Annotated in this window: 27 protein-coding genes; 16 read left to right on the top strand and 11 right to left on the bottom strand. The window is 73.4% G+C overall.

From position 1 onward, the window contains the following. Nucleotides 1–9: 9 nt before the first annotated feature. The 3 genes from leuD to AB0I89_RS24755 all read left to right on the top strand — a co-directional run bounded on the left by leuD (nt 10) and on the right by AB0I89_RS24755 (nt 3,646). On the top strand, nt 10–597 hold the full coding sequence (gene leuD / locus AB0I89_RS24765) for a 3-isopropylmalate dehydratase small subunit (protein ID WP_357131193.1): 588 nt from the start codon (nt 10–12) through the stop codon (nt 595–597). Between the two features lie 171 nt (nt 598–768). Then, nucleotides 769–1,440 (top strand): HU family DNA-binding protein, encoded by a 672-nt coding sequence (locus AB0I89_RS24760; RefSeq protein WP_357131190.1) that lies wholly within the window; start codon nt 769–771, stop codon nt 1,438–1,440. Between the two features lie 145 nt (nt 1,441–1,585). Beyond that, nucleotides 1,586–3,646, top strand: a complete 2,061-nt coding sequence (locus AB0I89_RS24755; RefSeq protein WP_357131187.1) for an endonuclease/exonuclease/phosphatase family protein — start codon at nt 1,586–1,588, stop codon at nt 3,644–3,646. A 136-nt stretch (nt 3,647–3,782) separates the two neighbouring features. On the opposite strand, the gene AB0I89_RS24750 is transcribed toward AB0I89_RS24755, so the two are convergent. From AB0I89_RS24750 to cofC, 5 genes are read right to left on the bottom strand one after another with little or no spacing between them, the layout of a single operon-like run. Next, complete coding sequence (locus tag AB0I89_RS24750; RefSeq protein ID WP_357131184.1) at nt 3,783–4,661, bottom strand: NUDIX hydrolase; 879 nt, start codon at nt 4,659–4,661, stop codon at nt 3,783–3,785. Next, nucleotides 4,649–6,169: a CYTH and CHAD domain-containing protein gene (locus AB0I89_RS24745; RefSeq protein WP_357131181.1), complete on the bottom strand. Its 1,521-nt coding sequence runs from the start codon at nt 6,167–6,169 to the stop codon at nt 4,649–4,651. The genes AB0I89_RS24750 and AB0I89_RS24745 overlap by 13 nt, the downstream gene beginning before the upstream one ends. Nucleotides 6,170–6,193: 24 nt before the next feature. Then, on the bottom strand, nt 6,194–8,539 hold the full coding sequence (locus tag AB0I89_RS24740) for an RNA degradosome polyphosphate kinase (RefSeq protein WP_357131178.1): 2,346 nt from the start codon (nt 8,537–8,539) through the stop codon (nt 6,194–6,196). Between the two features lie 54 nt (nt 8,540–8,593). After that, on the bottom strand, nt 8,594–8,791 hold the full coding sequence (locus tag AB0I89_RS24735) for a hypothetical protein (protein WP_007456426.1): 198 nt from the start codon (nt 8,789–8,791) through the stop codon (nt 8,594–8,596). 51 nt (nt 8,792–8,842) lie between these two features. After that, complete coding sequence (gene cofC / locus AB0I89_RS24730) at nt 8,843–9,490, bottom strand: 2-phospho-L-lactate guanylyltransferase (RefSeq protein ID WP_357131174.1); 648 nt, start codon at nt 9,488–9,490, stop codon at nt 8,843–8,845. Between the two features lie 128 nt (nt 9,491–9,618). On the opposite strand from cofC, the gene AB0I89_RS24725 reads away from it, so the two are divergent. From AB0I89_RS24725 to AB0I89_RS24705, 5 genes are all read left to right on the top strand, one after another. Next, nucleotides 9,619–10,353, top strand: coding sequence for a lysophospholipid acyltransferase family protein (locus AB0I89_RS24725; protein WP_357131171.1), 735 nt, complete (start codon nt 9,619–9,621; stop codon nt 10,351–10,353). Further along, nucleotides 10,350–11,357 carry an NAD(P)H-dependent glycerol-3-phosphate dehydrogenase gene (locus tag AB0I89_RS24720; protein ID WP_357131168.1) on the top strand — a complete coding sequence of 336 codons (1,008 nt, stop codon included), beginning with the start codon at nt 10,350–10,352 and terminating at the stop codon, nt 11,355–11,357. The genes AB0I89_RS24725 and AB0I89_RS24720 overlap by 4 nt, the downstream gene beginning before the upstream one ends. A gap of 7 nt (nt 11,358–11,364) precedes the next feature. Next, nucleotides 11,365–12,483, top strand: coding sequence for a cystathionine gamma-lyase (locus AB0I89_RS24715; RefSeq protein ID WP_357131165.1), 1,119 nt, complete (start codon nt 11,365–11,367; stop codon nt 12,481–12,483). Continuing rightward, nucleotides 12,484–13,269: a putative protein N(5)-glutamine methyltransferase gene (locus tag AB0I89_RS24710; protein WP_357131162.1), complete on the top strand. Its 786-nt coding sequence runs from the start codon at nt 12,484–12,486 to the stop codon at nt 13,267–13,269. A 192-nt stretch (nt 13,270–13,461) separates the two neighbouring features. Next, nucleotides 13,462–14,511, top strand: coding sequence for an ROK family protein (locus AB0I89_RS24705; protein WP_357131159.1), 1,050 nt, complete (start codon nt 13,462–13,464; stop codon nt 14,509–14,511). A gap of 73 nt (nt 14,512–14,584) precedes the next feature. Here AB0I89_RS24705 and AB0I89_RS24700 read toward each other — a convergent pair whose 3' ends face one another. Both AB0I89_RS24700 and AB0I89_RS24695 read right to left on the bottom strand, forming a co-directional pair. After that, nucleotides 14,585–14,785 (bottom strand): DUF397 domain-containing protein, encoded by a 201-nt coding sequence (locus AB0I89_RS24700; RefSeq protein WP_357131155.1) that lies wholly within the window; start codon nt 14,783–14,785, stop codon nt 14,585–14,587. A 7-nt stretch (nt 14,786–14,792) separates the two neighbouring features. Then, nucleotides 14,793–15,638 carry a helix-turn-helix transcriptional regulator gene (locus AB0I89_RS24695; RefSeq protein ID WP_357131152.1) on the bottom strand — a complete coding sequence of 282 codons (846 nt, stop codon included), beginning with the start codon at nt 15,636–15,638 and terminating at the stop codon, nt 14,793–14,795. Nucleotides 15,639–15,912: 274 nt separating this feature from the next. Here AB0I89_RS24695 and AB0I89_RS24690 point away from each other — a divergent pair, with 274 nt between their 5' ends. Continuing rightward, nucleotides 15,913–16,131, top strand: coding sequence for a hypothetical protein (locus AB0I89_RS24690; RefSeq protein ID WP_088946586.1), 219 nt, complete (start codon nt 15,913–15,915; stop codon nt 16,129–16,131). 171 nt (nt 16,132–16,302) lie between these two features. Next, complete coding sequence (locus tag AB0I89_RS24685) at nt 16,303–17,403, top strand: D-alanine--D-alanine ligase family protein (RefSeq protein WP_357131149.1); 1,101 nt, start codon at nt 16,303–16,305, stop codon at nt 17,401–17,403. A 52-nt stretch (nt 17,404–17,455) separates the two neighbouring features. On the opposite strand, the gene AB0I89_RS24680 is transcribed toward AB0I89_RS24685, so the two are convergent. Then, on the bottom strand, nt 17,456–18,136 hold the full coding sequence (locus tag AB0I89_RS24680; protein ID WP_357131146.1) for a DUF3515 family protein: 681 nt from the start codon (nt 18,134–18,136) through the stop codon (nt 17,456–17,458). 9 nt (nt 18,137–18,145) lie between these two features. After that, nucleotides 18,146–18,379, bottom strand: coding sequence for an Lrp/AsnC ligand binding domain-containing protein (locus AB0I89_RS24675; protein ID WP_007456453.1), 234 nt, complete (start codon nt 18,377–18,379; stop codon nt 18,146–18,148). Between the two features lie 153 nt (nt 18,380–18,532). On the opposite strand from AB0I89_RS24675, the gene AB0I89_RS24670 reads away from it, so the two are divergent. Then, nucleotides 18,533–19,465, top strand: a complete 933-nt coding sequence (locus AB0I89_RS24670; RefSeq protein ID WP_357131270.1) for a thiamine-phosphate kinase — start codon at nt 18,533–18,535, stop codon at nt 19,463–19,465. A gap of 29 nt (nt 19,466–19,494) precedes the next feature. Then, a complete protein-coding gene (locus AB0I89_RS24665; protein WP_357131143.1) occupies nt 19,495–19,956 on the top strand; it encodes a GNAT family N-acetyltransferase in 462 nt (153 codons plus the stop codon). Nucleotides 19,957–20,049: 93 nt separating this feature from the next. On the opposite strand, the gene rpmB is transcribed toward AB0I89_RS24665, so the two are convergent. After that, complete coding sequence (rpmB, locus tag AB0I89_RS24660; RefSeq protein WP_091671657.1) at nt 20,050–20,241, bottom strand: 50S ribosomal protein L28; 192 nt, start codon at nt 20,239–20,241, stop codon at nt 20,050–20,052. Between the two features lie 303 nt (nt 20,242–20,544). On the opposite strand from rpmB, the gene AB0I89_RS24655 reads away from it, so the two are divergent. Together AB0I89_RS24655 and recG are read left to right on the top strand one after the other, a co-directional pair. Next, complete coding sequence (locus AB0I89_RS24655; RefSeq protein ID WP_357131140.1) at nt 20,545–22,158, top strand: DAK2 domain-containing protein; 1,614 nt, start codon at nt 20,545–20,547, stop codon at nt 22,156–22,158. Further along, on the top strand, nt 22,155–24,353 hold the full coding sequence (gene recG / locus AB0I89_RS24650) for an ATP-dependent DNA helicase RecG (RefSeq protein WP_357131137.1): 2,199 nt from the start codon (nt 22,155–22,157) through the stop codon (nt 24,351–24,353). The genes AB0I89_RS24655 and recG overlap by 4 nt, the downstream gene beginning before the upstream one ends. Nucleotides 24,354–24,355: 2 nt before the next feature. Here recG and AB0I89_RS24645 read toward each other — a convergent pair whose 3' ends face one another. After that, nucleotides 24,356–24,613, bottom strand: a complete 258-nt coding sequence (locus tag AB0I89_RS24645; RefSeq protein WP_357131134.1) for a flavin reductase — start codon at nt 24,611–24,613, stop codon at nt 24,356–24,358. A 248-nt stretch (nt 24,614–24,861) separates the two neighbouring features. Between AB0I89_RS24645 and AB0I89_RS24640 the strand changes: the two genes are divergently transcribed. Together AB0I89_RS24640 and AB0I89_RS24635 are read left to right on the top strand one after the other, a co-directional pair. After that, the gene (locus AB0I89_RS24640; RefSeq protein ID WP_357131267.1) at nt 24,862–25,584 is read left to right on the top strand and encodes an XRE family transcriptional regulator; all 723 of its coding nucleotides are present in this window, start codon (nt 24,862–24,864) and stop codon (nt 25,582–25,584) included. Continuing rightward, the gene (locus AB0I89_RS24635) at nt 25,581–26,054 is read left to right on the top strand and encodes an NUDIX domain-containing protein (protein WP_357131132.1); all 474 of its coding nucleotides are present in this window, start codon (nt 25,581–25,583) and stop codon (nt 26,052–26,054) included. Before AB0I89_RS24640 ends, AB0I89_RS24635 begins: the two co-directional genes overlap by 4 nt. Nucleotides 26,055–26,223: the final 169 nt, after the last annotated feature.

Here is a 26,223-nt window from a genome sequence, read left to right as displayed (position 1 = left end):
ACCGACGAGATGGACAAGTTCACCACCCACACCGGTACGGCCGTGCCACTGCGGCGGTCCAACGTGGACACGGATCAGATCATCCCGGCCGTGTACCTCAAGAGGGTGACCCGTACCGGCTTCGCCGACGGGCTGTTCAACGCCTGGCGGGAAGACCCGGCATTCGTGCTCAACGATGAAACCTATTCTGGGGCGTCGATCCTCGTCGCCGGACCGGAGTTCGGCACCGGATCCTCGCGTGAGCACGCGGTCTGGGCGCTGCGGGACTGGGGCTTCCGGGCGGTCGTGTCGCCGCGCTTCGGTGACATCTTCCGCGGCAACGCACTCAAGGAGGGCTTGCTGCCGGTCGAGTTGGAATTGAAAGCCGTCGAGGAGTTGTGGGATCTCGTCGAGGCCGATCCGACCACGCCGGTGACCGTCGACCTGACCGCCCGACAGCTCCGGGCCGGGGACGCGACCTGGTCGTTCCCGCTGGACGACTTCAGCCGCTGGCGGCTGATCGAGGGCCTGGACGACATTGGACTCACCCTCCGACACGCCGCCGACATCGACTCCTACGAGGCCGGCCGACCGCCGTTCCTGCCCTCCGTGGCATAGCCGTAGGCGCACCCCACATCGGATTTCGCCCTCACCGGTCCAACCGGTGGGGGCGAATCCGTTACGACACAAGGGCTTTTTTCCGCCGAATGTTTGTGTCCAGGCACTACAGGGCATACGGTGCGCGCAGAATGGCTCGCGTCGAGTCAGTTGCACAATCGGGAGGAAGTCGTGAACAAGGCCGAGCTCATCGAGGCGCTCGCCGTTCGCCTGGGGGACCGGAAAACGGCGACGGCCGCGCTCGACGCGGTCCTCACTGAGGTCCAGGCGGCGGTCACCAAGGGCGAGAAGGTGGCGATCACCGGATTCGGAGCATTCGAAAAGCGTGTCCGTGGCGCACGAACAGCGCGCAACCCGCGTACCGGCGAGGCGGTGAAGGTCAAGAAGACGTCCGTCCCGACCTTCCGTCCCGGCGCCGGGTTCAAGGAGATGGTGGCCAGCGGCAAGGTGCCGAAGGCCACGGTGGCGGCGAAGAAGACGGCGACCACCACGGCGAAGGCGGCCGGCGCCAAGGCGACGGGCACCAAGGCCACCGCCACCAAGGCCACCGCCACGAAGGCCACCGCCACGAAGGCCGCCAGCAAGAAGACGGCCCCGGCCAAGGCGAGCAAGACCACCACGGCCACGAAGGCGGCCAGCAAGAAGACCGCCCCGGCCAAGGCGAGCAAGACCACCGCGACCAAGACGGTCGCCAGCAAGAAGACCGCCCCGGCGAAGAAGAGCGCCGCGGCGACCAAGTCCGCCACGGCGAAGAAGACCACTGCGGCGGCGAGCAAGAGCACGGCGGCCAAGAAGGCTCCGGCCAAGAAGGCTCCGGCCAAGAAGGCGGCCAGCAAGCGCTGACCGACCGAGCTGCGAGGGGCGTCCACCGCGTGGTGGACGCCCCTCGTGCGTGTCGGAACCGTTGACCCGACCCGGCGGTACGCGCAGAATCGCCGTGCCGGCTCCCCCCTTTCGAGCCGGTCCGTCGACGGGAAGTGGGGCGCCGGTGCGCTACCGCCAGCTCACCACCTCATCGCTCGCGCTGGGCGTCATCCTGCTCATCGACGTGCTGCGCGTCTGGTTACCCGGCATCATCACCATCTTCGGGCAGGCCGCTTCCACTCCGGCCGAGCTGATGGGCGCGTTCGCGCTCGGCTGGTTCGTCCTGGCGTTGGCCGCGCCGGCACTGGTCCGTCGGCTCGGTACCCGCCCGGTGACCGTCGCCGCGGCCGTCGTGCTGGCCGTGGCCCGGCTCGCGCTCACCGCGACCCCTGGTGGCCGCCCGCAGCTCTGGTTGGCCACCGTGGGCCTGATGGCCGGGCTGGTGTGGCTGGTCGGCGTCGCCGCCGGCACCGACCGCCCGGTGCCGGGGCTGGCGCTCGGGCTGGCGGTCAACGCCGTTGGTCACGCGCTGCTGGACACCTACGACCTCGTCTGGCGCGGCGGCTGGGCGGCCTGGCTGCTCAGCGTCGTCGCGGTGGCGCTGTTCCTGCTCGACGCCGCCCTGCCCGCCGCGCCGCCCGGCCCCGGCGGGGCCCGAGCGTGGCTGCTGTTCGGGCCGACGCTGCTGCTGTCCGGCATGGTGGCCCTCGCGCCGGCCCTGGCACAGGCCGGGATGTCGTACCTGCAAGCGGATGGGGCCGTCGCCCGTTCGCCGCTGTTCGGCCTGGCGCCGGTGCCGGTCGCGGTCGCCGGTTTCCTGCTGGCCGCGCTGGCCGGCTCGACCCGGCCGTGGACCCGCCCGCTGGGTCCGGTGGCCCTGCTGGCGGGCGCGGTGCTGTTCGCTCTCGACCGTGGCGATCTGCTGGTCGCGGCCATGCTGCTCAGCGCCGTCGGCCTCGGCGCCTGCCTGGCCCTCACCGACAGCGCGGGCCGGATCGACAGCGCGGGCCGGATCGACAGCGCGGGCCGGATCGACAGCGCGGGCCGGACCGACAACGCGGGCCGGATCGACAGCGCGGGCCGGACCGACAGCGCGGGCCGGAACGACAACGCGGGCCGGGCCGACAGCGCGGGCCGGGCCGACAACGCCGGCCCCGACCGGGTACGGGCGGACGAGGCGGGCGATGGACCGCGGGCGGCGGCCCGCCGGGGGTACGCGCTGGCCGCCGGCATGCTCGTCTTCGTGGTCGGTTCGATCGGCTACTACTCCGCCTACGACCTCGGCTACCCCAACGCCGCCGTGCCGGTGGTGGTGGCCGCGGTGGTCGCCGTGGTGGCGGTGACGGCCCGTCCCCTCCGCCGCCGGCTCCCCGGACCGTTGTCGCCCCTGCCGACCACGGCCGTGGTGACCGTGCTGGCCCTGCTCGCGCCGCTGGTCAACGAGGAGCTTCCGGTTGCCAGCAACCGGGAGGGCCCGCCGGAGCGGTTGCGGGTGGTGGCGTACAACATCCGGATGGGCTTCGGCCTGGACGGCCGGTTCGACCTGGCCGGACTGGCCACCGCGATCAACCGGCAGCGACCGGACGTCGTGCTGCTCAGCGAGGTGGACCGGGGCTGGCTGCTCAACGGCGGCCACGACACGCTGGACCTGCTGTCCGATCGGCTCGGCATGCCGTACGTCTTCGGGCCGGCCGCCGACCCGGTGTGGGGTGACGCGGTGCTCAGCCGCTGGCCGGTCACCGCGCCGGAGTCCCTGCCGTTGTCGGCCGTCGGGGCGCCGACCGGCGCGCAGGCGCTCGCCGTGACCCTCGACCTCGGCGACGAGGTGCGTACCGCCGTGGTGAGCACCCACCTCCAGCCGCCGCCCGGCCGGGGACCGGTGGTCCAGGCCCGTGCGGTCGCCGACTTCGCCATCCGGTACGCGGCGGGCCGCCCGCTCGTCGTGGCCGGCGACCTGAACACCGAGCCGGGTGACGAGGCGTTCGGCCAGTTCACGGGGGCGGGTCTGGTGGACGCGTTGGCGGCCGCCCGGCCGCTGGCGACCAGCCCCGCCGACGACCCCCGGCAGCAGATCGACCATGTCTTCGTCTCACCCGGTTTGACGGCGGCGGACCCGGTCGCGCCGCGTGGCGAGGCCAGCGACCACCTGCCGGTGGCGGTGACCGTCACGCTGCCGCCGCGCTGAGCCGGTGCGCCGGGCCGACGATGCCGTCCTGACCCGGTGCGCCGTGCCGGCGAGGCCGCGCTGACCCGGTGCGTCGGGCCGACGATGCCGCGGTGTCCGGTGCGTCGACGAATCGGTACGGATCAGCGCCCAGGCGTCAGAGGCGATCGGTGGCGAGCAGTCGATCGCCGACGAAGGCGAGCAGCCAACCGCCGCCCTTCGGGGTGGTGAAGTCCTCCTCGGCGCGGCCGGTCAGCCGCTCCAACGCGCCGGGTAGCACCTTGCCCTGGCTGCACACCGTCACCTGCCCGCCGGCGCAGGCCAACTCCAGCACCCGCGCGGCGGTCGCCAGCACCCGCTCGTCCTGCTGCTGGCCGGGATGCGGCTCGTCCAGGTCGCCGCAGACCTCGATGGGCAGGTCGAGCAGCGCGGCGGCCGGGTCCAGGGTCTGCACGCAGCGGCGTGCCGACGCCGACAGCAGCCGGGCCGGCCGGACCACGGCGATCAGCGGCGCCAGCGCGTACGCCTGGGCCCACCCCTCGTCGTCGAGCGGCCGGGCGGTGTCCGGGCCGGTCCACGTGGCCCGCTTGCCCGCGTGCCCGTGCCGGACCAGCGCGATCGTCGCGGTCACCGACGGCAGCTCCGCGAACGCGGCCAGCACTTCGGCGTCGTGCGGGTAGCTGACCAGCCGGATCGCGTCGTCGACGGTCAACCACCGGATGTCGTCGACCTCGGTGCCCGGCTGGAAACCCCCCTCGGCGACGGCGAGCATCGACCAGTAGTCGACCAGTTTGGCCTGTCCTTCGCTGCGGTAGCGCACCGACGGCAGCCGCACCTGCGGTACGCCCCGCACGTCGGCCTCCTCGGCCACCTCGCGGACCGCCGCGACGAGCGGGTGTTCGCCCGGTTCCAGCTTGCCCTTGGGCAGCGTCCAGTCCCCGTAGCGCGGGCGGTGCACCACGCAGACCCGTACGCCGTCGTCGGTCGGTCGCCAGCAGACCCCGCCGGCGGCCCGGATGCCCGTCACGGCAGCCATCTGGTCCGCCGTCGCCGGGTCGCCCGGTGCCACGCGTCGGGGAACCGGGCCCGCATCCGACGGACCGTGTCGCGTTCCCGCTCGGCCAGCCGCCCGGCGGTGACCGCGATCTCGTGGTCGCCGGGACGCTGGGCGGCGAGGGCGAGCCAGGTCTCGGCGGCCACCGCGGCGTCCTGGTGCTCACCGAGCACGTCCTGGACGCGAGCCAGCGCGCGGGCCAGCCGCCGTGCGTCCCGGCCGACCGCCGGGAGGACGGCGGTGACCGCGTACCGGGCCTGTTTGCCCTGCTTGCGGACGGCGTGCCAGCGGTCGTCGGGCGCGAGCGGGTCGAGCCCGTCGACGCCGTCCGGGCCGGTGAGCTGCCGCCATGGTCGGGCCACCAGCTTCGGTAGCGTCCGGGCCGCCGGGGTGGCCGCCCGCCGGGTGAGCCGGGGCGCGCGGGCGGCCAGCACGAGGGCGTCCAACAGGGCCAGGTAGCGCGGGGAGCGCAGCGCCTCGTCGATGGCGGCGAGCGCCTGCCGCTGCCGTTGCGCGAGCGCGTCGTCGAGCCGGTCGACCGCGTCCGCGTCGAGTGGGCTGAGCGGGTCGGCGGTCGAGGTGCGCCGCAGCCGCTCGCGCAGCACCTCGGCGTCGCGCGCCCCGCCGAGCACCCCGGCCAGCCAGCGCAGTTCGTCGCGCAGTGGACGGGCCCAGCTCCGACGTACGAGTGGACGGAAGGTCCGCAGGTCGCTGCGCAGCCGTCGGCAGGCCACCCGCATCTGGTGGACGGCGCTGTCGCCGTCGCCGGTGGAGTGGTGCAGCCGGACGAGGGGATCGTGCGCCAGCAGCCGGCGTACCTCCTTGCGGACCGCCTCGGTGACCACCTCCCCGGCGCTCGGGTCGTCGGCCAGCTCGCCGGGTGCGACCAGGTCCGGTTCGGCCTGTGCCACGGCCCCCAGCGCCCGTACGTGCTTCGGGGTGAACGAGCCGGCTCGCGCCCCGGCGTCGCGCAGCACCGCCCCGATGCGGCCCAGCAGCTTGCGGTCGCCGGCCTTGCGCTCGACCTCCACCTCGCGGAACTCACCCGTGGTGGCGCCGGCGTCGTCGAGGACGCGCACCCGGTCGTCCACCACCTCGGCGAGCACCGTGCCGTCCTCGGCGCGCACCTCGTGGGCGTGCCGGACGGTACGCACCACCGTGACCGGTGCCAGGGGCGTACCCCGGTGCAGGGCGGTGACCAGCTCGACCAGCTCCGGCGGCGGCTGCCCGGCCGGCCCGGGACGGGAGATCTCGTGCCGGACGCCGGGCGTGCCGGTGGGCAGCTTCACCGTCCACGGCGGCTCGTCCCCGTCACGGTGGCGAAGGGACGCCCCGGCGCGGGCCAGCCGCAGGTCGACCGTGTCGAGGTAGCGGGCGACGAGCGTCACCGGCGGCAGCGCCCGGACCCGGCCGCCGACCGGTGCGATGGCGGACAGGTCGGGTATCACGAAGGTGTCGTCCACCTCGTACTTCTGCTCCTCCTCGACCATCAGCTCAGCCTAGGCGGTGATCGCTCAGCCGGCCGTGCCACCGACGCGGCGCAGCAACAGTTCCTGGAGATGGACGCGGGACGTCTCGTCGCCGCCGGCGCGCCGGGTCCAGGTGCCGTCGCCGGCCAGCTCGAACGCGTCGACGTCCGGGCTCATCGCGGCGGTCAGCACGTGGTCCAACTCGGCTCGGGCGATCGGGTCGCTCACCTGCACCAGCGCCTCCACCCGCCGGTCCAGGTTGCGGTGCATCAGGTCCGCCGAGCCCATCCAGAACTCGGCCTCGCCGTTGTTGCCGAAGCGGAAGATGCGGGAGTGCTCCAGGAACCGGCCCAGGATCGAGCGGACCCGGATGTTCTCCGACAGCCCCGGCACCCCCGGACGCAGCGTGCACATACCCCGGATGAGCAGGTCGACGTGGACGCCGGCCTGGGAGGCCCGGTACAGCGCGTCGGTCACGCCCTCGTCGACCAGTGAGTTGACCTTGAACTGGACCAGGCCGGGCATGCCGAGGCGGACGTGCGCGATCTCCCGCTCGATCCGTTCGATCAGTCCGCTGCGGATGCCCTGGGGGGCGACCAGCAGCCGCCGGTACGCGGTCTGCCGGCTGTAGCCGGTCAGCACGTTGAACAGGTCGGTGAGGTCCGCTCCGATCTCCGGATCGGCGGTGAGCATGCCGAAGTCCTCGTACAGCCGCGCGGTCTTCGGGTGGTAGTTGCCGGTGCCGATGTGGCAGTACCGGCGGATCTGGTTGCCCTCCTGCCGGACCACCAACGCGGTCTTGCAGTGCGTCTTGAGCCCCACCAGCCCGTACACCACGTGACAGCCGGCGCGTTCCAGGGTCCGGGCCCAGCCGATGTTGGCCACCTCGTCGAAGCGGGCCTTCACCTCGACCAGCACCACCACCTGCTTGCCGGCGGCGGCCGCGTCCACGAGCGCGTCCACGATCGGCGAGTCACCGCTGGTCCGGTAGAGCGTCTGCTTGATGGCGAGCACGTTCGGGTCGGCGGCGGCCTGCTCGATGAATCGCTGCACGCTCGTCGCGAACGAGTGGTAGGGGTGGTGCACCAGGATGTCCCCGTCGCGCAGGGTGGAGAAGACGCTGCGCGGCACCTCGCCCTCGGTGAGCCGGGGGTGCGTGGCCGGTACGAACGGCGGGTCCTTCAGGTCCGGGCGATCGGCCTCGCCGTACACCTGCCAGAGCGCGGACAGGTCCAGCAGGCCGGGCACCCGAAGTACGTCCTGGTCGTCCATGTCCAACTCGCGGACGAGCAGTTCCAGCATGTGGTCGGAGATGGACGCGGCGACCTCCAGCCGCACCGGCGGACCAAACCGGCGGCGGGCCAACTCCCGTTCCAGCGCCTGGAGCAGGTCCTCGTCGCGGTCCTCGTCGACCTCCACCTCGGCGTTACGGGTCACCCGGAACAGGTGACACTCGACCACCTGCATGCCGCTGAAGAGCTGACCCAGGTGCACCGAAATGAGGTCCTCGACCGGCAGCATCCGTACGCCCGGCTGGTCCCGGTCGACGCGTACGAACCGCGGGACGTTGTTGGGCACCTTCACCCGCGCGAACAGCTCGGAGCCGCCGTCCGGGTCGCGGACGGCCACCGCCAGGTTCAGCGACCGTCCCGAGATGTACGGGAACGGGTGCGCCGGGTCCACCGCGAGCGGGGTCAGCACCGGAAAGATGTGCTCCCGGAAGTAGGTGCGCAGCCGCTCCCGTTCGCCGTCGCCCAGATCGCCCCAGCGCAGGATGCGGATGCCCTCGTCGGCCAGCTTGGGCAGCACGTCGTCGACGAAGCAGGCCGCGTGCCGGGCGCCCAGCTCGGCGGTCCGTTCGGCGATCAGTTCGAGCTGCGTGCGCAGCGGGAGGCGGTCGCCGCCGCGTACCGGCAGGCCAGCGGAGAGCCGCCGCTTCAGACCGGCGATCCGCACCATGTAGAACTCGTCCAGGTTGCTCGCGAAGATCGCCAGGAACTTGGCCCGCTCCAGCAGGGGAGTGCGCTGGTCCTCGGCGAGGGCGAGCACCCGCGCGTTGAAGTCGAGCCAGGACAGCTCGCGGTTGAGGAAGCGGTCCTCCGGCAGCGGGGGAGGGGTCGGTGCCTGCTCGTCGTCCCCGGCGGATGGCGACCCCGGCTGGACCCCACCGGCCGCCGGGCCGTCCGTCTCGGTGGTCGTGACGGCGGGGTCGAGGACCTCGTCCAGCCCGGAGGAGGCGCCCCCCGGGTCGTCGGCGAGCGTGTCGGCGCGGGCGGCGCCGGCCCGTTCGGCCCGGGACGGGCGGAAACGGCCGTCGGTGCCGCGGATGCGGGCGCCGTTGCGGGGGTCGGTGGCGGGCGGGGTGACCGGGTGCTCGCGAGGGGTGCTCACCCGCTCATAATCACCCGATTCGAGTTAACGCAAAATGAACTTGGCCCTGCCAGCTCAGTTCATCGTCGGCAATGTCACCCGGACGACCTCGCCGTCGGGATCGGTGTCGATGCGGACCCGCTGGCCGAGCCGGAGCAGCCGCAGGCCGGAGGCGTCGAACGCCCGGGCGGGAAAGCGCAGCTCGGTGCCGTCGTCGAGCAGCAGGACGCCGCTGCGCGTCGCCGCGTCGTAGCTGGCCACCGTGCCCTGCATGCTGGCACCGTACACCGGCGGGGTCACCCCGGTGCTGCGCGGCCGGCACCCTCAGCTCGTGGCGCGCGCCGGGCGGACCGTGGCGAGCAGCGCGGCCGTGCGCGGTCCCAGACCCAGGCGGGCGGCCTCGGCCAGGTCGTCCGCGGTGTCCACGTCACGTCGCAGACTCGGCCAGTCGCCGGTCAGCGGCAGCGCTCCGCTCGCCTCGTGCGCCGCCGCCGAGTCGATCCCGAACCGCGGATCGAGGTCGACGCCCGGCGGGGCGGTGAGCAGCACGGTCCCCGTACCGGGCGCGTCCGCGACGAACCGGCGTACCCCCTCGGCCCCGCGCAGCGCCGCGAGCAACGCGGCGGCCAGGTCCTGCGGGCGCAGCGCCGGCAGGTCGGCGGTGAGTCCGGTCACCCACCGCGCCTCGGTCTGTGCCGCGCCGTGCCGGAACGCCGCGTTCAGGCCGGCGTCCGGCAGGTCGGCGAGGGTGCGCGCGCCGAGGGCCCGCGCCGCCCGCGCCACCCGGTGGTCGTCGGTCACCACCAGGGCCTCGGCGACCGCCGGGCAGGCCAGCACCGCGCGCAGGGTGTCGGCCGCCAGCGCCAGCGCCAGCTCCTCATGGGGTACGCCGGGCAGCGCGCCCCGCAGCCGGCTCTTGGCTTCGGTCAGACGCTTCACCGGCACCACGACGGCCCACCTCGGCTGACTCACGTCCGCAATCCTGCCAGCCGGACGACGGGACCCTCGCTGGCCGTACCGGGGGCGAGCAGGCATGATTTCCGCTGCGGGTGTCGCGGGTGGGGCGCGCGCGTGTGGTCGGGGCGCGACGAGGAGGCACAGTGGCACGGCGGAGGCTGGGGTTCTGGCAACGGTTCGCCGTGGGGCTGGTCAAGCCGGTGATGACCGTCTGGACCCGGCGGACCTGGCGCGGCCAGGAACACCTCGCCGGTGACGGCGGTGTGATCATCGTGCCGAACCACATCTCGCACGCCGACCCGCTGGTCTCCGCGCACTTCGTCTACGACTCCGGCCGGTGGCCGCAGTTCCTGGGCAAGGCCAGCGTGTTCCGGGTGCCGGTGGTCGGCTGGATCCTGCACCGCTGCCGGCAGATCCCGGTCGAGCGGGGCAGCGTCGAGGCGGTCCGCTCGCTGGACGCGCTGGTCGCCGCGCTCGACGAGGGCGGTGCGGTCGTGATCTACCCGGAGGGCACCACCACCCGGCAGCCGGAGCTGTGGCCGATGAAGGCCAAGACCGGTGCCGCCCGGCTGGCGCTGGCCACCGGCGCGCCCGTGGTGCCGGTGGTGATGTGGGGGCCGGAGCGGATCTTCGACCCGCGTACCAGCCGGCTCAACCCGCGCCCCCGGATCCCGGTGACCGTGGTCGCCGGCGCCCCGGTCGACCTCAGCCGCTGGGCGGACGCGCCGCCGACCCGGGAAACCCTCGAAGAGATGACGGACGCCATCATGCTGCGGCTGCGGGACATGCTCGCCGAGATCCGGGGCGGGACCCCGCCACCCCTGTGGGAACGGCCGGTCCGACGGTCCGTCGAGCGGCCTGAGGGCGAAGCGGCATGAGCGGCCACGTCGCGGTGCTCGGTGCCGGCTCCTGGGGCACCGCCTTCGCCAAGATCCTGGCCGACGCGGGCCGGGACGTGACGGTGTGGGCCCGCCGGGCCCCCGTCGCCGAGAGCATCCGTACCGAGCGTCGCAACCCCGAGTACCTGCCGGACCTGCTGCTGCCGGCCCGGGTCACCGCCACCACCGACGCCGCCGAGGCGATCACCGGCGCCGAGGTGGTGGTGCTCTCCGTGCCGTCGCAGACCCTGCGCGGCAACCTCGCCGAGTGGGCCCGGCACCTGCACCCGGACTCGACGCTCGTGTCGCTGATGAAGGGCATCGAACTCGGCACCACCAGGCGGATGAGTGAGGTCATCGTGGAGACCGCCGGGGTGGCCGCGGACCGGGTGGTGGTCGTCTCCGGCCCGAACCTGGCCCCGGAGATCGCCGCCGAGCAGCCGGCCGCGACGGTGGTGGCCGGCACGAACGCCGACCGGGCCACGCTCGTGCAGTCGTCGATCCGGACGCCGTACCTGCGCCCGTACACCAACGACGACGTGATCGGCTGCGAGCTGGGCGGCGCGGTCAAGAACGTGATCGCGCTGTCCTACGGCATCGCCACGGCGATGGGCTTCGGCGACAACACCCGGGCCATGCTGATGACCCGGGGGCTGGCCGAGACGGCCCGCCTGGGCGTGGCGCTCGGCGCGGACCCGATCACCTTCGCCGGCCTGGCGGGCATGGGCGACCTCGTCGCCTCCTGCTCGTCGCCGCTGGCCCGGAACCGCACCTTCGGCGAGCACCTGGGTCGGGGCGAGACCCTGGAACAGGCCCAGGCGGCCACGCGACAGACCGCCGAGGGCGTCAAGAGCTGCCTCGCGATCCGCGACCTGGCGCGGGCGCACGGCGTCGAGATGCCGATCACCGAGCACGTCGAACGGATCTGCCATGAGGGGATGGACCCGCGCCTCGCCGTCCAGGCGCTGATGAGCCGCACCGCCAAGCCCGAGTCGTACGAGTGAGGACCTGATGAGCGAGTGGGGAGACGGTACCCGCTGTGTCCGCGCCGGCCTGCCGGAGCCGGCACCGGGTGACCCGTTCCTGCCGGGGCCGGTGTTCGCCGCGCCGTACCACCTCGACCCGCGGCAGGGGCCGGACGCGTCGCCGAACGGCTACGGCCGCCCGGACAACCCGACCCGGCGGCTGCTGGAAGCCGCGGTGGGCGAGTTGGAGGGCGGGGACTGCCGCGTCTTCGCCAGCGGTCAGGCCGCCATCACCGGTGCGCTGTTCACCCTGCTGCGCCCGGGGGACACGGTGGTGCTGCCCTCCGACGGGTACTTCCCGGTGCGGGCGTTCGCCACCGCCGTGCTGGAGACGATCGGCGTACGGGTGCTCTTCGTGCCGACCGTCGGCCCGTACCCGTCGTTCGAGGGCGTCCGGCTGGTGTTGGTGGAGACCCCCGCCAACCCGGGCCTGGACGTGGTCGACGTGGCCGCCCTGGCGGAGCGGGCGCACGCCGCCGGCGCCCTGCTCGCGGTCGACAACACCACGGCCACCCCGCTCGGGCAGCGTCCACTGGACCTCGGCGCCGACCTGGTGGTGGCCTCCGGCACGAAGGCGCTCACCGGCCACTCCGACCTGCTGCTCGGCTACCTGGCCAGCCGGTCCGCCGAGGTGGTGGAGGCGGTGACGCTCTGGCGTACCAGCACCGGTTCGGTGCCGGGCGCGTTCGACGCCTGGCTGGCCCACCGGTCGCTGGCGACCCTCGACCTGCGGCTGGCCCGGCAGAGCGCGAACGCCGCCGCCGTCGCCGACCTGCTGGCGGCCCGTCCGGACGTGACCGGGCTGCGCTGGCCGGGGCTGCCGGCCGACCCCGCCTATGCGGTGGCCTCGACGCAGATGCGCCGGATGCCCGGGGTGCTGTCGTTCGACCTGGGCGACGCCGATCGGGTAGCCCGCTTCGTCGAGGCCGCCCGGCTGGTGGCGGCTGCCACCTCCTTCGGCGGATTGCACACCACGGCGGACCGGCGGGCCCAGTGGGGCGACGACACGGACCCCGGTTTCGTCCGGCTCTCCTGCGGCGCCGAGGACACGGCCGATCTGGTGGCCGACATCGCCGCCGCGCTGGACGCCAGCGCGGGGGCCTGAGTGAAGTCACCGCCGATCGACCGGTCGGCCCTGGTGGGTCGGCTGCGCGCCGCCGGCTGTGTGTACGCCGAGGACGAGGCCGAGCTGCTGCTCGCCGCCACCGACGATCCGGTGGCACTGGCCGAGCTGACCGACCGCCGGGTGGCCGGTGAGCCGCTGGAGTACGTGCTCGGCTGGGCGGAGTTCTGCGGCCTCCGGATCGGCGTCGACCCGGGCGTCTTCGTGCCGCGCGGCCGGACGGCCCTGCTGGTCGAGGTGGCGGTCGAGCTGACCGGTCCCGCCCCGGCCGTGGTCGACCTCTGCTGCGGCTCCGGGGCTGCCGCCGTCGCGCTGGCGCACCGGCTCGCGCCGCGCTGGCTGGCCGCCGCCGACATCGACCCGGTGGCGGTGGCCTGCGCCCGGCGCAACCTCGCCGGGCTGGCCGCCGAGGTGTACGAGGGTGACCTGTTCGCCCCGCTGCCCCAGCGCTGGCGGGGGCGACTCGATCTGGTGGTCGCCAACGCGCCGTACGTGCCGACCGACGCGGTGGCCCTGATGCCGCCGGAGGCGCGGCTGCACGAGGCCCCGGTGGCGCTCGACGGCGGGCCGGACGGGCTGGCCGTGCTGCGCCGGGTGGGCGTCGAGGCGGCTACCTGGCTGGCCCCGGGCGGTCACCTGGTGGTCGAGGCCGGCGAGACGCAGGTGGACGCGCTGTGCGCGGCCCTCCAGGCAGCCGGCCTGACCCCCGCCGTCCACCACGACGAAGACCGCGACGCGACAGCCATAACAGCCCGCCGCCCCCGCTGACCCCGCTCTCCCGCGCGCCTGCTCGCCGCGATCTTGCACTTTCGGTGGTCTAGATGTGGCTATACGTGCCCTTTGTCGCCACAGAAAGTGCAAGATCGCGGGGATCCGGGGTCGGGAGGGGGAGTGACGTGGCGGGGGAGCGGGGTTGGCACTAGCCTCGGCTCACACTCATGAGGGCGGGAGGCGGTTGCGGTGGGCAGCGCAGGGGTGCCGGTGGTCGTCGGCCTGGACAACGGCGGCACCAGCAACAACGCCACCGTGCTGACGGTGGACGGCCGCTTCCTGGTCGACGGCCTGCTGGAGATCCCCAGCGAGGTGCAGGCCGGCCCGGAGGCGGCGATCGAGGCGCTGGCGCGGGCGCTGGACGGGGCGCTGGCGCAGACCGCTGTTCCGCGCGAGCTGGTCCGGGCGGTCGGGCTCGACACCCCCGGACCCGCGAGCGCGACCGGCGTCATCTCGTCGCGCGGCTCGACCAACTTCTCGCAGCCGGCCTGGCGTGGCTTCGACGTCCGAGGCGCGTTGGAGCGTCGGCTGGGCCTGCCGGTGATCTACCACAACGACGGCAACGCGGCCGCGCTCTACGCCCACCACGTGTACTTCGGTGACGAGGCGATGACCCGGTCGTCGGTCTCGGCGATCGTCGGCACGGGCCTCGGCGGCGGGGTGGTCGAGAGCGGCCGGGTGATCGCCGGCGCAGCCGGCATGGCCGGCGAGTTGGGTCACGTGCACATCCCGCTGGGCGGCCTGCTCGGCGCGGAGCAGTCGGAGCCGACCTGCGCCTGCGGCTTCACCGGCGATGTCGAGAGCATCGCGTCGCTGACCGGCATCGAGCGCAACCTGCTGCCGTACTGGCTGGCCCGGTATCCCGACCACCCCCTCGCGGCCGAGCCGGTGGCACGGGCGGCGAAGCTCGTGCGGGGCTACGGCGAGCGGGGTGACGCGCTGGCCCGGGACCTCTTCACCCAGCAGGCGATGGCGCTGGGCCGCCTGTTCACCCTGGCGGCCAACTTCACCGACCCGCACGCGTACTTCGTCGGTGGCGGTGTGGTGGAGGCCGCGCCGGCATTCCGGGACTGGTTCCTGGCGACGGTCCGCGAGCACACCGTGCTCCGCGCGGAGCAGGCCGCCGTCGCCACCTTCGCGCTCGTGCCGGACCGCGACATGGCCGGCGCCCGTGGCGTGGCGATCGCCGCCCTGGAGGCCGTACGTGCCGCGCCGGAGCCCCGCCCGCTGGTCGCCTGACCCCCACCTGGCCGCGCCCCGCGTTCCGGGCTGTGTCCAGCCCGGTCGGCGGGGCGCGGGTCCTACTGAGTGGTCAGCGGCGCGGTGGGGCCTGGGCGAAGGTGGCCCAGGCCGCCGGGGGGAACAGCAGGGCCGGGCCGGCCGGGTCCTTGGAGTCGCGGACGGCCACCAGTCGGGGGATCGCGGCCACCTCCACGCAGGCTCCCTCGTCGCCGCTACGGCTGCTCTTGCGCCACGCCGCCGTGGCCAACGCCGCTGAGATCGTCGGTGTCATCGGTCTCCTACCGTCCCTTCAGGACTGACAGGAGCATCGCCCGGCTGTCCGCCGGACTGAGCGCCACGCTGCGCAGATGCTCCATGATCTTGGTGCAGGTACGCGTCTCGCCCGCCCGGTCGAGGATCATCTGACCGGCGACGGTCTCCACCGACGCGATGATCGGGTCCTCCGGATCGGCGAACTCCAGGATGTGCAGCGAGCCACGGGTGCCCCGGTGGTAGCCGGCGGAGAGGGGAATCACCTGGACGGTGATGTTCGGCAGCTCGGCCATCTTGACGAGGTGCCGCAGCTGGCCCTCCATCACCGACTCGTCGCCGACGGGGCGCAGCAGCGCGCCCTCGTCGATGATCGCGTCGAGGATGGGTGGGGTGTCGGCGGTGAGCCGCTGCTGGCGGTCGAGCCGGATCTTGACCCGTTGCTCGACCAGCTCGTCGCCCAGGGTGTGCGGGCCGCCGCGCATCACTCCGCGGATGTAGTCGGCGGTCTGCAGCAGGCCGGGCACCACCGACGGCTCGAAGTTGGAGATCGCGGTGGCCTCCGCCTCCAGGGCGATGAAGTCGATGGTGCGCGGGTCGAGCAGGTACGAGTACGACACCCACCAGCCCGGTTTGCGGGCGTCCTTGGCGAGTTGCACCGCGGCGGCCACCTCCTCGGACGTCACCCCGTACGAGGTGAGCAGGGCGCGCACGGTGGCCGGGCTGATCAGCGTCTGGGCGTTCTCGTAGCGCGAGAGGGTGCTGCGGGTGCTGTTGATCTCGTCTGCGGCGGACTCCAGCGTCAGCCCGGCGGCTTCCCGGAACTGGCGTAGGGCGATGCCGAGTCGGCGGGCACGGGCGGTCTTGGGGGCCATGCATCGATGGTCGCACACATTTATGGGAACGGGTACATGAGAGATGGCCGATGAGAGTTGCATTCATGGCTGTAGACGTGTCAATCTGTTATCGCGTCCTCACCGCCGGTTGTCGTGGCGACGGTGGTGGTGAGCGACCGGAGGGGATAGGGCGCGCGGCGATCGGGTTTCTCCCCCGTACCCGATCGCCGCGTGCCGCCCGTGCCCGACCGCCGGAAGGGGACGACGTGCGTACCGGTCCGAAGTCTCCGCCCCCGCGCCCCGGGGTTCGGGGATGACCCGCTTCCTGGTCGTGCTCACCGACGTGCGTCCCGTCGAGGGCATCGACCGCAACGAGCGGGTCGCCCCCGAGCGTCGCCGCCAGGTCGTGGGCGCGAGCAGCAGGGAGGCCGCCGACCGGATCGCCGGCGCCTTCATGGCGCTGGGCATGGTCCGGGCCGGCCGGCAGCGGGTCAAGGTGATCGCGGTCGGTCGCCGGCACTCCCGGGACTGATCGACCCCACCATTCCGTCACACACCGTATATGCTCTGTTGACCGAATGCCGTGTCGCGTCGTGGCTCGCCGGGTATCGCCGCGCCTGATCGCCACGCACAGTAAGGTCAACCGGGTGAGCGCCACCGGCGAGCACGACCAGCCGCAGCCGCGTACGAAGAGGTGACCGGAGTGACCACCCCAGGCAAGACCCGCGTGGCGATCGTCTTCGGCGGCCGCAGCCCGGAGCACGGCATCTCCTGCGTCAGCGCCGGCAGCGTGTTCGGCGCCCTCGACCCCGACGAGTACGAGGTGGTGCCGGTCGGCATCACCCGCGCCGGCCAGTGGGTGCTGACCAGTGGCGATCCCGCCCAACTCGCCATCGACGCCCGCCAGCTCCCGGAGATCACCGCCGAGTCGGGCGCGGACATCGTGCTACGGGCCGACCCCACCGGCAACGGGCTGATGGTGCTCGACCCGACCGAAGGGCCCCGGGCGCTGGCCGACGTGGACGTGGTCTTCCCCGTGCTGCACGGCACGTACGGCGAGGACGGCACCATCCAGGGCATGCTCGAGATGGCCGGCATCCCCTACGTGGGGGCGAACGTCTTCGCCTCCGCCGCCGCGATGGACAAGGAGTTCACCAAGAAGCTCTGCGCCATCGAGGGCATCCCGGTCGGCGCGTACGCGGTGCTGCGCAACGGGATGACGCTGAGCGAGCAGGACAAGAAGCGGCTCGGCCTGCCGGTCTTCGTGAAGCCGTCGCGCGCCGGCTCCTCGTTCGGCATCACACGGGTGACCGACTGGGCGCAGCTCGACGAGGCGGTCGCCACCGCCCGGCAGTTCGACCCCAAGGTCATTATCGAGGCCGCGATCGTCGGCCGCGAGATCGAGTGCGGTGTGCTGGAGGGCGAGGCCGGTGGCACCCCCGAGGCGTCCGTGTTGGCCGAGGTGCGTGTCGTCGCCGACCACGACTTCTACGACTTCGAGGCCAAGTACCTCGACGACTCCTGCGAGTACGACATCCCGGCCGGCCTGCCCGACAAGGTGACCCGCCAGGTGCAGGAGTACGCGGTCCGCGCGTTCACCGCGCTGGACTGCGCCGGCCTGGCTCGGGCCGACTTCTTCGTCACCCCGGACCTGGACGTCTACCTCAACGAGATCAACACGATGCCCGGGTTCACCCCGACGTCGATGTTCCCCCGGATGTGGGCGGCCTCCGGCCTGGAGTACCCCAAGCTGGTCAGCCGGCTGATCCGTACCGCCCAGCGGCGCGGCGTCGGCCTGCACTGAGCCGAGGACGTCCTCGACGCGTGGCCCGTCGTACGGGCCATGCGTCGGCGCGTCAGCCCTGGCAGCCGGCGGGGACGGCGCCGCCCGAGGGCACCGACGCCACGATGGCGCTGGAGATCGGGGCGGCCCACTGCAGCGGCTGCGGGTAGGAGCGCGGGATCCGGACCGTCACCGGCGTCTCCCGGTCGACGGTGGTGAGCACCGTCATGTCGGTCCCCTCGACGGGGTGCCAGCAGACCCGGTTGACCACCCAGACCTCGTCGGTGGCCGGAATGGTCGGCTCGGCGCCGCCGCAGGCCACGGTGAGCGCGGGGTCGCCGTAGGCGGCGTTCTGCTCGGGGCCCGCCGTGACCGGACGCTGGGTCAGGTCGCGGATGGTCTGCGGGAGCTGGGAGAGCAGCGCCCGGCAGACCGTGGCCGGGCGCTCGGCCAGCGCCGGCGCGGCCATCTCGACCGGCGCGCTGGACTGTGCCCGGGTGGTGCTCGCCGACGGGCTCGGCGCGGCGGTCGGCGTCTCCGGGGCGAGTTTGGCAAAGGCCAGCACGGCCACCAGCAGCGTGACCGGTAGTGCGATCACCGTGGCGAGCAGGGCCGCTCCCCGGACGGTCCGGTCCCGGCCGGCCGGCGCGTCGACGGCCGGATCGGCGTCCGCGTGGGTACCTTCAGCCGGCTCGGGCGCGGTGTCCGCCGGCTCCCGCTCGCCGTCGTCCCGAACCGCCGAGGGGGTCGTCATCTCGTCCACTTACAGCCGCACCACCGAACACGTGAGGGTGCGGGTGATGCCGGGCACCATCTGCACCTTGCTGACGATGAGTTTGCCGAGCTCGTCGACGGTGTTCGCCTCGGTGAGGACGACCACGTCGTACGGCCCGGTGACGGCGTCGACGCGTACCACGCCGGCGATGTCCGCGATGAGACCCGCCACGTCCCGTGCGCGGCCGACCTCGGTCTGGATGAGGATGTACGCCTGTACCACGACTCGACCTCCGTCCGTCGCCGCCCGAAGGCGGCCCGAAGGGTGAAACTACCTTACGGACCAGGTCTGATCCCTATCGGTGGTCAAGGAGCAGCGGTGAGCGAGCGCGGCGGTGCCGGGCAGAACGGGTCGAACGCCGGCAGTGCCGCCAGCGTGGCCGGGATCGGCGAGTTCGGGCTGATCGGGCGGGTCACCGCCCGCCTGGCGATGGGCCCGACGACGGTGCTCGGTCCGGGTGACGACGCGGCGGTGGTGGCCGCGCCGGACGGCCGGGTGGTCGCCTGCACGGACGTGCTCGTCGAGGGGCGGCACTTCCGGCGGGACTGGGGGTCGGCGCGCGACGTCGGTCACCGGGCCGCCGCCGCCAACCTGGCCGACGTCGCGGCGATGGGCGCCGTCCCGACCGCACTGCTGGTCGCCCTCTGCATGCCCGCCGACCTCGAGGCGAGCTGGGCGGAGGAGCTGGCCGACGGGTTGGCCGCGGAGGCCGCCACGGTCGGCGCGAGCGTGGTGGGCGGGGACATGTCGTCGAGCCCCACCCTGACCATCGCGGTGACCGCGCTGGGCGACCTCGGTGGCCGGGCGCCGGTGGTGCGCTCCGGCGCCCGTCCCGGCGACGTGCTGGCCCTGGCGGGCCGCATCGGGTACGCGGCGGCCGGGCTGACCGTGCTCAGCCGCGGCTTCCGCACTCCCCGGCTGCTGGTCGAGGCGTACCGGCGACCGAACGTCCCCTACCCGGCCGGGCCGCAGGCCGCCCAGCTCGGCGCGACCTCGATGATCGACGTCTCGGACGGGCTCCTCGCCGACCTGGGGCACGTGGCGCGGGCCAGCGGTGTGGCGATCGACGTGCGCCGCGACGCCTTCGAGGTGCCCCGGCAGATGGCGGATGCCGCGCAGGCGCTCGGTGTCGACGCGTACACCTGGATCCTGGCGGGTGGCGAGGACCACGCGCTGGCCGCGACCTTCCCTGCGACGGTGGCGTTGCCGCCGCAGTGGCGGCCCATCGGCACGGTGACGGACGGTGTCGGGGTGACGGTCGACGGCGGTGCCTACGACGGGCCCCGGGGCTGGGACCACTTCCGCTGAGGCCACGCGGCGGCCGTACCCTGGATACCGTGAGTGAGATCGAGATTCGGCTGGTGCGGTTCGACGCGCCGGTGGCGCAACAATTGATCAAGGCCGCGTTGGCTGACCTGGCCGCCCGGTACGGGGGCACCGGCGACGACACCCCGGTGGCGGCGAGCGAGTTCGAGCCGCCGGACGGCGCGTTCCTCGTCGCCTACCTGGCCGGTGAGCCGGTCGGCTGCGGCGGCTGGCGCAGCCACGGCACGGACACCGCCGAGCTGAAGCGGATGTACACCGCCCCGACCGCGCGTGGACGCGGCGTGGCGCGGACGGTCCTCGCGGCCGTCGAGCGCTCGGCCCGGGAGCACGGCCGCAAGCGGATGGTCCTGGAGTGCGGGGACAAGCAGCCCGAGGCGATCGCCATGTACGCGTCCGCCGGTTATGACCGGATTCCCAACTTCGGGTTCTACCAGGACGCGGAGGGCTGCGTCTCCTTCGGCCGCACGCTCTGAGCGGCCGGCGTCAAGCCGGGTGCGGACACGACAGAGCCGGCGGGCCGCAGGGCCCGCCGGCTGAGCCGAACGAGAAGAGTTGGTGCTGCCGCGTCAGGCGCGGGTGACCTTGCCGGCCTTGATGCACGAGGTGCAGACCTGCAGCTTCTTGGTGTTGCCACCACCGGCCGGGGTGCGCACCGACTGGATGTTCGGGTTCCAGCGGCGGTTGGTCTTCTTCTTGGACCAGGGCACGTTGTGGCCGAAGCCCGGTCCCTTGCCACAGACGTCGCACACGCTAGCCACGGGATACTCCTGGGATTGAAACGTTCATGAGGTCGCCGGCAGGTGCTGCCCGGGCAACCGCGTCAGCCTACCCGATGCCCCGCCGAGGTGACCAACCGCCCTGACCCGCGGAGCAGCCGCCCCACCGCTCAGTGGCTGGTGGCCGGCCCGCCGGGTGACGGGGGTGGTTCCGGCGGCAACTGTACCTGGCGGGCGGATCCCGCTCGTGCGGGCCGGGAGGGTGGGGGCCCGTCGGGCGTCGGCGCAACCGGACACGCCGGACGAGTCCGACGTGTGTCGGCGCGCGCCAGTAGGCTTCTGCCCGTGCTGGACACCCTCGACGCCGCCACGGTCCGCCGCTGGTGCGCGAGCGGGCTGGTCGCGCTCAAGCGCCACCAGGGCGAGATCGACCAGCTCAACGTCTACCCCGTGCCGGACGGCGACACCGGCACCAATCTGGTGCTCACCCTCACCTCGGCGCAGCAGGCGCTCTCGATGGACCTGGACACCCTCCCCGACAGCGGCCCGACCGCCCACGGGCACGCGCTGCGGCTGATGGCGCAGGGCGCGCTGCTGGGCGCGCGGGGCAACTCGGGCGTCATCCTCTCGCAGATCCTGCGCGGGTTCGCCGACGCGGTCGTCGGCGTGCCGGCGGTGCGTGGGCGGGCCCTGGCCGGCGCGCTGCGGGCGGCGACCACCGCCGCGTACACCGCGGTCGGCCGTCCCGTCGAAGGCACCCTGCTCACCGTCGTCGCCGCCGCGGCCACCGGGGCCGAGCAGGCGGGCAGCGACGACCTGGCGGTGGTGGCCCGGGACGCGGCGCGGTGGGCGGCCGAGGCCCTGGCCCGTACCCCCGAGCAACTGCCGGCCCTGGCCCGCGCGGGCGTCGTCGACGCCGGCGGGCGCGGGCTCTGTGTCCTGCTCGACGCCCTGGTCGAGGTCCTCACCGGGGAGAGCGCCACCCCACCCGCGCCGCCGCCGCGCACCGCCCGTCCGGCGGCCACCGTCGCGCGCGAGACCGGTTCCGAGGAGTACGCCTACGAGGTGCAGTACCTGCTCGACGCACCCGCCGACGCGGTGGCCGCGCTGCGCCGCACCCTGGACGCGCTGGGCGACTCGCTGGTCGTCGTTGGTGACGGACGCGAGCCGGACGGCACCTGGACCGTGCACGTGCACGTCAACGACGTGGGCGCGGCGGTCGAGGCGGGGATCGCCGCCGGCCGTCCGTACCGGATCTCGGTGACCCGCTTCGCCGATCAGCCGGAGCCGTCCGGCGGTGCGACCGAGGACGGCCGGGCCGCCGTGGTGGTGGCCACCGGCGTCGGGATCGCCGAGCTGTTCGCCGCCGAGGGCGCGACGGTGGTGCGCGGCAACCCGTCCATCGGTGACCTGCTGGCCGCGGTGCGCGGCACCGGGGCGGCCCGGGTGGTCGTCCTGCCGAACGATCCGAACACGGAGGCGGTCGCCAGCGCGGCGGCCCGCGAGGCGCACCGGCACGGCGTCAAGGTGAGCGTGGTGCCGACCCGTTCACCGGTGCAGGCGCTCGCGGCCCTCGCGGTCCGCGACGGCACCCGCCGGTTCGAGGACGACGTGATCGCGATGGCCGAGGCGGCCGGCGCCTGCCGCTACGCCGAGGTCTGCCACGCCAGCCGCGAGGCGCTCACGGTCGCCGGCCCCTGCCGCCCAGGTGACGTGCTGGCGCTGGTCGAGGGTGAGGTGCACCTGATCGGCACCGACCTCACCGACACCTGCGCCGCCGTCGTCGACCGGATGCTCGGCGGTGGCGGGGATCTGGTCACCCTGCTCGCCGGGGTGGACGCCCCCGCCGGGCTCACCGATGCCGTCCGCGCGCACGTCGCGCGACGCTGGCCGTTCGTCGAGGTGCAGGCGTACCCGGGCGGTCAGCCGTTCTATCCGCTCCTGGTGGGGGTCGAATGAGTGAGCCGGCCACGGTGGACACGCCGCTGAAGAAGCTCGTCGGCGACAAGACGGCGAAGGCGCTGGCCTCCCAGCTCGACCTGCACACGGCGGGCGACCTGATCTACCACTTCCCGCGCCGTTACGACGAGCGGGGCGAGCACACCGACATCCGGTCGCTGGACGTCGGCGAGCAGGTCACCGTGCTGGCCCAGGTGCAACGCACCGCCGTACGGCCGATGCGGCAACGTCGGGGCAACCTGCTCGAGGTGACCGTCGGCGACGGCTCCGGCGGTGTTCTGACGCTGACGTTCTTCGGCAACCAGGCGTGGCGCGAACGGGAGCTGCGGCCCGGCCGGTGGGGGCTGTTCGCCGGCAAGGTCACCGAGTTCCGGGGCAAACGGCAGCTCAACGGCCCGGAGTACGTCCTGCTCGGCGAGGGCGGCGAGGGTGAGGCGGCGGTCAACGACGAGATCGAGGAGTTCGCGGGCGCGCTGATCCCCGTGTACCCGGCCGCCGCTGCCGTACCGACCTGGGTCATCGCCCGCTGTGTACGGGTCGTCCTGGACACGTTCACCCCGCCGGACGATCCGCTGCCGGCCGCCGTCCGGGCCAGCCGCAACCTCGTCGACCTGGGCGCGGCGCTGCGGGAGATCCACCGACCGTCCACGAAGGAGGCCCTGCACCGGGCGCGACGGCGGCTCAAGTGGGACGAGGCGTTCGCCGTCCAGTTGACGCTGGTGCAGCGCAAGCACCGGGCCGCCGACTGGCCGGCCCGGCCCCGGCCGCCGCGCGTCGATGGGCTGCTGGACGCGTTCGACGCCCGGCTGCCGTACGAGCTGACCGCCGGCCAGCGCGAGGTGGGCGCGGAGATCGCCGAGGACCTGGCCGCCGCGCACCCGATGCACCGCCTCCTGCAGGGCGAGGTGGGCTCGGGCAAGACGGTGGTGGCCCTGCGGGCCATGCTCCAGGTGGTCGACGCGGGCGGGCAGGCCGCGCTGCTGGCCCCCACCGAGGTGCTGGCCGCGCAGCACTACCGCGGCATGCTCGACCTGCTCGGGCCGCTGGGCCGGGCCGGTGAGCTGGACTCCGCCGACCACGCCACCCGGGTCGAGCTGGTCACCGGCTCGCTGGGCGCGGCGGCCCGTCGCCGGGCGCTCGGTGAGGTGGCCAGCGGTGCCGCCGGCATCGTGCTGGGCACCCACGCGCTGCTCTACGAGGGCGTCGACTTCGCCGACCTGGGTCTCGTGGTGGTCGACGAGCAGCACCGCTTCGGGGTGGAGCAGCGCGACGCGCTGCGCGCCAAGGCCGACCAGCCGCCGCACACGCTGGTGATGACGGCGACGCCGATCCCGCGAACGGTGGCGATGACCGTCTACGGCGACCTGGAGGTGTCCACCCTCTCCCAGCTGCCCCGGGGACGGTCGCCGATCGCCTCGCACGTGGTCCCGGCCGCCGAGAAGCCGGCCTTCCTCGACCGGGCCTGGCGTCGGCTGCGCGAGGAGGTGGCCGCCGGCCACCAGGCGTACGTGGTGTGCCCGCGCATCGGGGACGGCCCGGTGTCCGACGAGGAGCCGCCGCCCGAGGACGACAACGGCCGGCGGCCTCCGCTGGCGGTGACCGAGGTGGCGCCGCTGCTGGCCGAGGGACCGCTGCACGGGCTGCGGATCGGGGTGCTGCACGGTCGGCTGCCCGCCGACGAGAAGGACGCGGTGATGCGCTCCTTCGCGGCCGGCGACCTGGACGTGCTGGTGGCGACCACGGTGATCGAGGTCGGCGTGGACGTGCCGAACGCCACGGTGATGATCGTGCTGGACGCCGACCGCTTCGGCGTCTCGCAACTGCACCAGCTCCGGGGCCGCGTCGGCCGGGGCGCGGCCGCCGGGCTCTGCCTGCTGGTCAGCGAGGCGGCCGAGGGCTCGTCGGCGCGGGAGCGGCTGGACGCGGTGGCCTCCACCAGCGACGGTTTCAAGCTCGCCGAACTGGACCTCGAACAGCGTCGCGAAGGCGACGTGCTCGGGGCCACCCAGTCCGGGCACCGCTCGCACCTGCGGCTGCTGTCCCTGCGACGCGACGCCGACCTGATCCGCGACGCCCGCGCCGAGGCCATCAGCCTGATCGGGGACGACCCGGAGCTGACCCGCAATCCGGCGCTGGCCGCGTCGGTGGCCGCGCTGGTGGACGAGGACCGCGCGGAGTACCTGGAGAAGGGCTGACGTCACTGCGGCGGCTCGTCGCGCAGGGGGGCTGAGCGCGGCCAGGCGAGAAACCGCGAGTGCAACAGCCCAGACGGCGTAAGCGGCAGGTCGGCACACGCCTGTACCAGGTACGCGGACAGATACAGCAGCAGCGATATCCGCGCGCCCCTGAACTCCTCGATGAGCTGCCGTTTCCTGGTTCTGCACGGCCACGGTGCTCCGCACGCCGTGCAGGTCCACTGCGGCCGTACCGGCTGATGCGCAGACAACAGTCCCACCACCCTCCTGGATAGTTTGGAGAGGGGAAGAGGCCCTCCGGGGGAGTCGAGGACCCCTTCCCCCTGGCGCTCGCCAGCCCGGCGAATCTGCCGCAAGCGGACCGGCGAGGCCCTGCCGCTGAACTTAAGAGCCGGCCCACGGCACCCCAACGTCCCGATAGACACCATGCCGGACACTTCCACGCCCCTGATGCGTCCCGACGTGTCCACTACCGTGGGGCGGTATGAGTCACCGCCTCCGCGCGGCCATGCTCCGCGCCCACCTCGACTCGGCCGCTCTTGCCACGGCTGTCGGTGTCGATGTCAAGACCGTCACCCGGTGGCTCGCCGGCCGCGTCCCGCACCAGCGCACCCGGCTCGCCGTCGCCGACGCCCTCGGCGAGACCGAAGCAGACCTCTGGCCCCAGACCCGTCCCGACCAGGCGCCCGGCGCGGAGGCCACCGCCGAGGTCGTCGCCGCCTACGCCCACCGCGCCGACATCCCGCACCATGTCTGGGCCGCGCTGCTCACCGGCGCGACCACTCGGATCGACCTGCTCGGCTACGCCTACCCGTTTCTGCTTGAGTTGCTGCCCAACACGATGCAGCTCATCTCCGACAAGGCTGCGGACGGCGCTCAGGTCCGGCTCGCGTTCGCCGATCCCGACTGCCCGCACGTCGCCGAACGCGACGCCCTCGAACAGATCGGGGGCACACTACCTGGCCGGATCCGCAACGCCCTCAACTTCTGCGCACCCCTCCACGACGTGCCCGGTGTGGAGATCGGCCTGCACGCCGTGCATCTGTACAACTCGGTGTTCCGGTTCGACCACCAGATGATCGTCACCCCGCACCTGTACCGCGCACGCGGTTACCAACACCCCGCCCTGCACCTGCGCGAACTCTCGCCGCACGGCATCTTCGCCGCCCACGCCGACCAGTTCGAGCAGGTATGGCAGACCACCACCGCCTACCCGAGGGAAGCCCGGTGACCGGCCGGCGCGACTATTACCACGACCCGCAAGCACCGGTCGCCAACAGTCTCGTCCCCGCCGCCGCCGCCGTCGTCACCGACCAGTACGGCCGCGTGCTGCTCCAGCGGCGTAGCGACTCCGGCAACTGGTCCCTACCCGGCGGCGCAATGAACATCGGCGAAACCCTGCAACAGTGCGTCGTCCGCGAGGTACGGGAGGAGACCGGCCTGGACGTCGAGGTCACCGGTCTGCTGGGCATCTACAGCGACCCTGCGCACGTCATCGCCTACCCCGACGGCGAAGTCCGCCAGGAATTCACGGTCACCTACCGCGCCCACGTCATCGGCGGCACGATCAGCATCAGCGACGAGTCGACGGACGTCCGCTTCATCGACCCTGCCGAATTCCCTCACATCCCCATCCATGACACCGTTCGACTCCGCCTCAAGCATCACCTCGAAGGCCGTGACACTCCCTATCTCGGATAGCGTCGATTCCTTGGCGCGCTGACGACCCTCTCCTGCTTGCGGAGGGCGGGACCGCTGACTGCACCGCAGATGCTGTCAACGCACAACGACCGAGGGCGCGGGGGGCCGCGGGGGGGGGGCGCCGCCGGGGGGCGCGGGCGGGGGGGAGGGGGGGGGGGGTGGCACCCCC

Origin of the sequence: Micromonospora sp. NPDC049801, assembly GCF_040656575.1 — a bacterium.
Classification (GTDB): domain Bacteria; phylum Actinomycetota; class Actinomycetes; order Mycobacteriales; family Micromonosporaceae; genus Micromonospora.
Note: the sequence above shows the minus strand (reverse complement) of the source record. Positions and strands in the feature narration are given on the sequence as shown.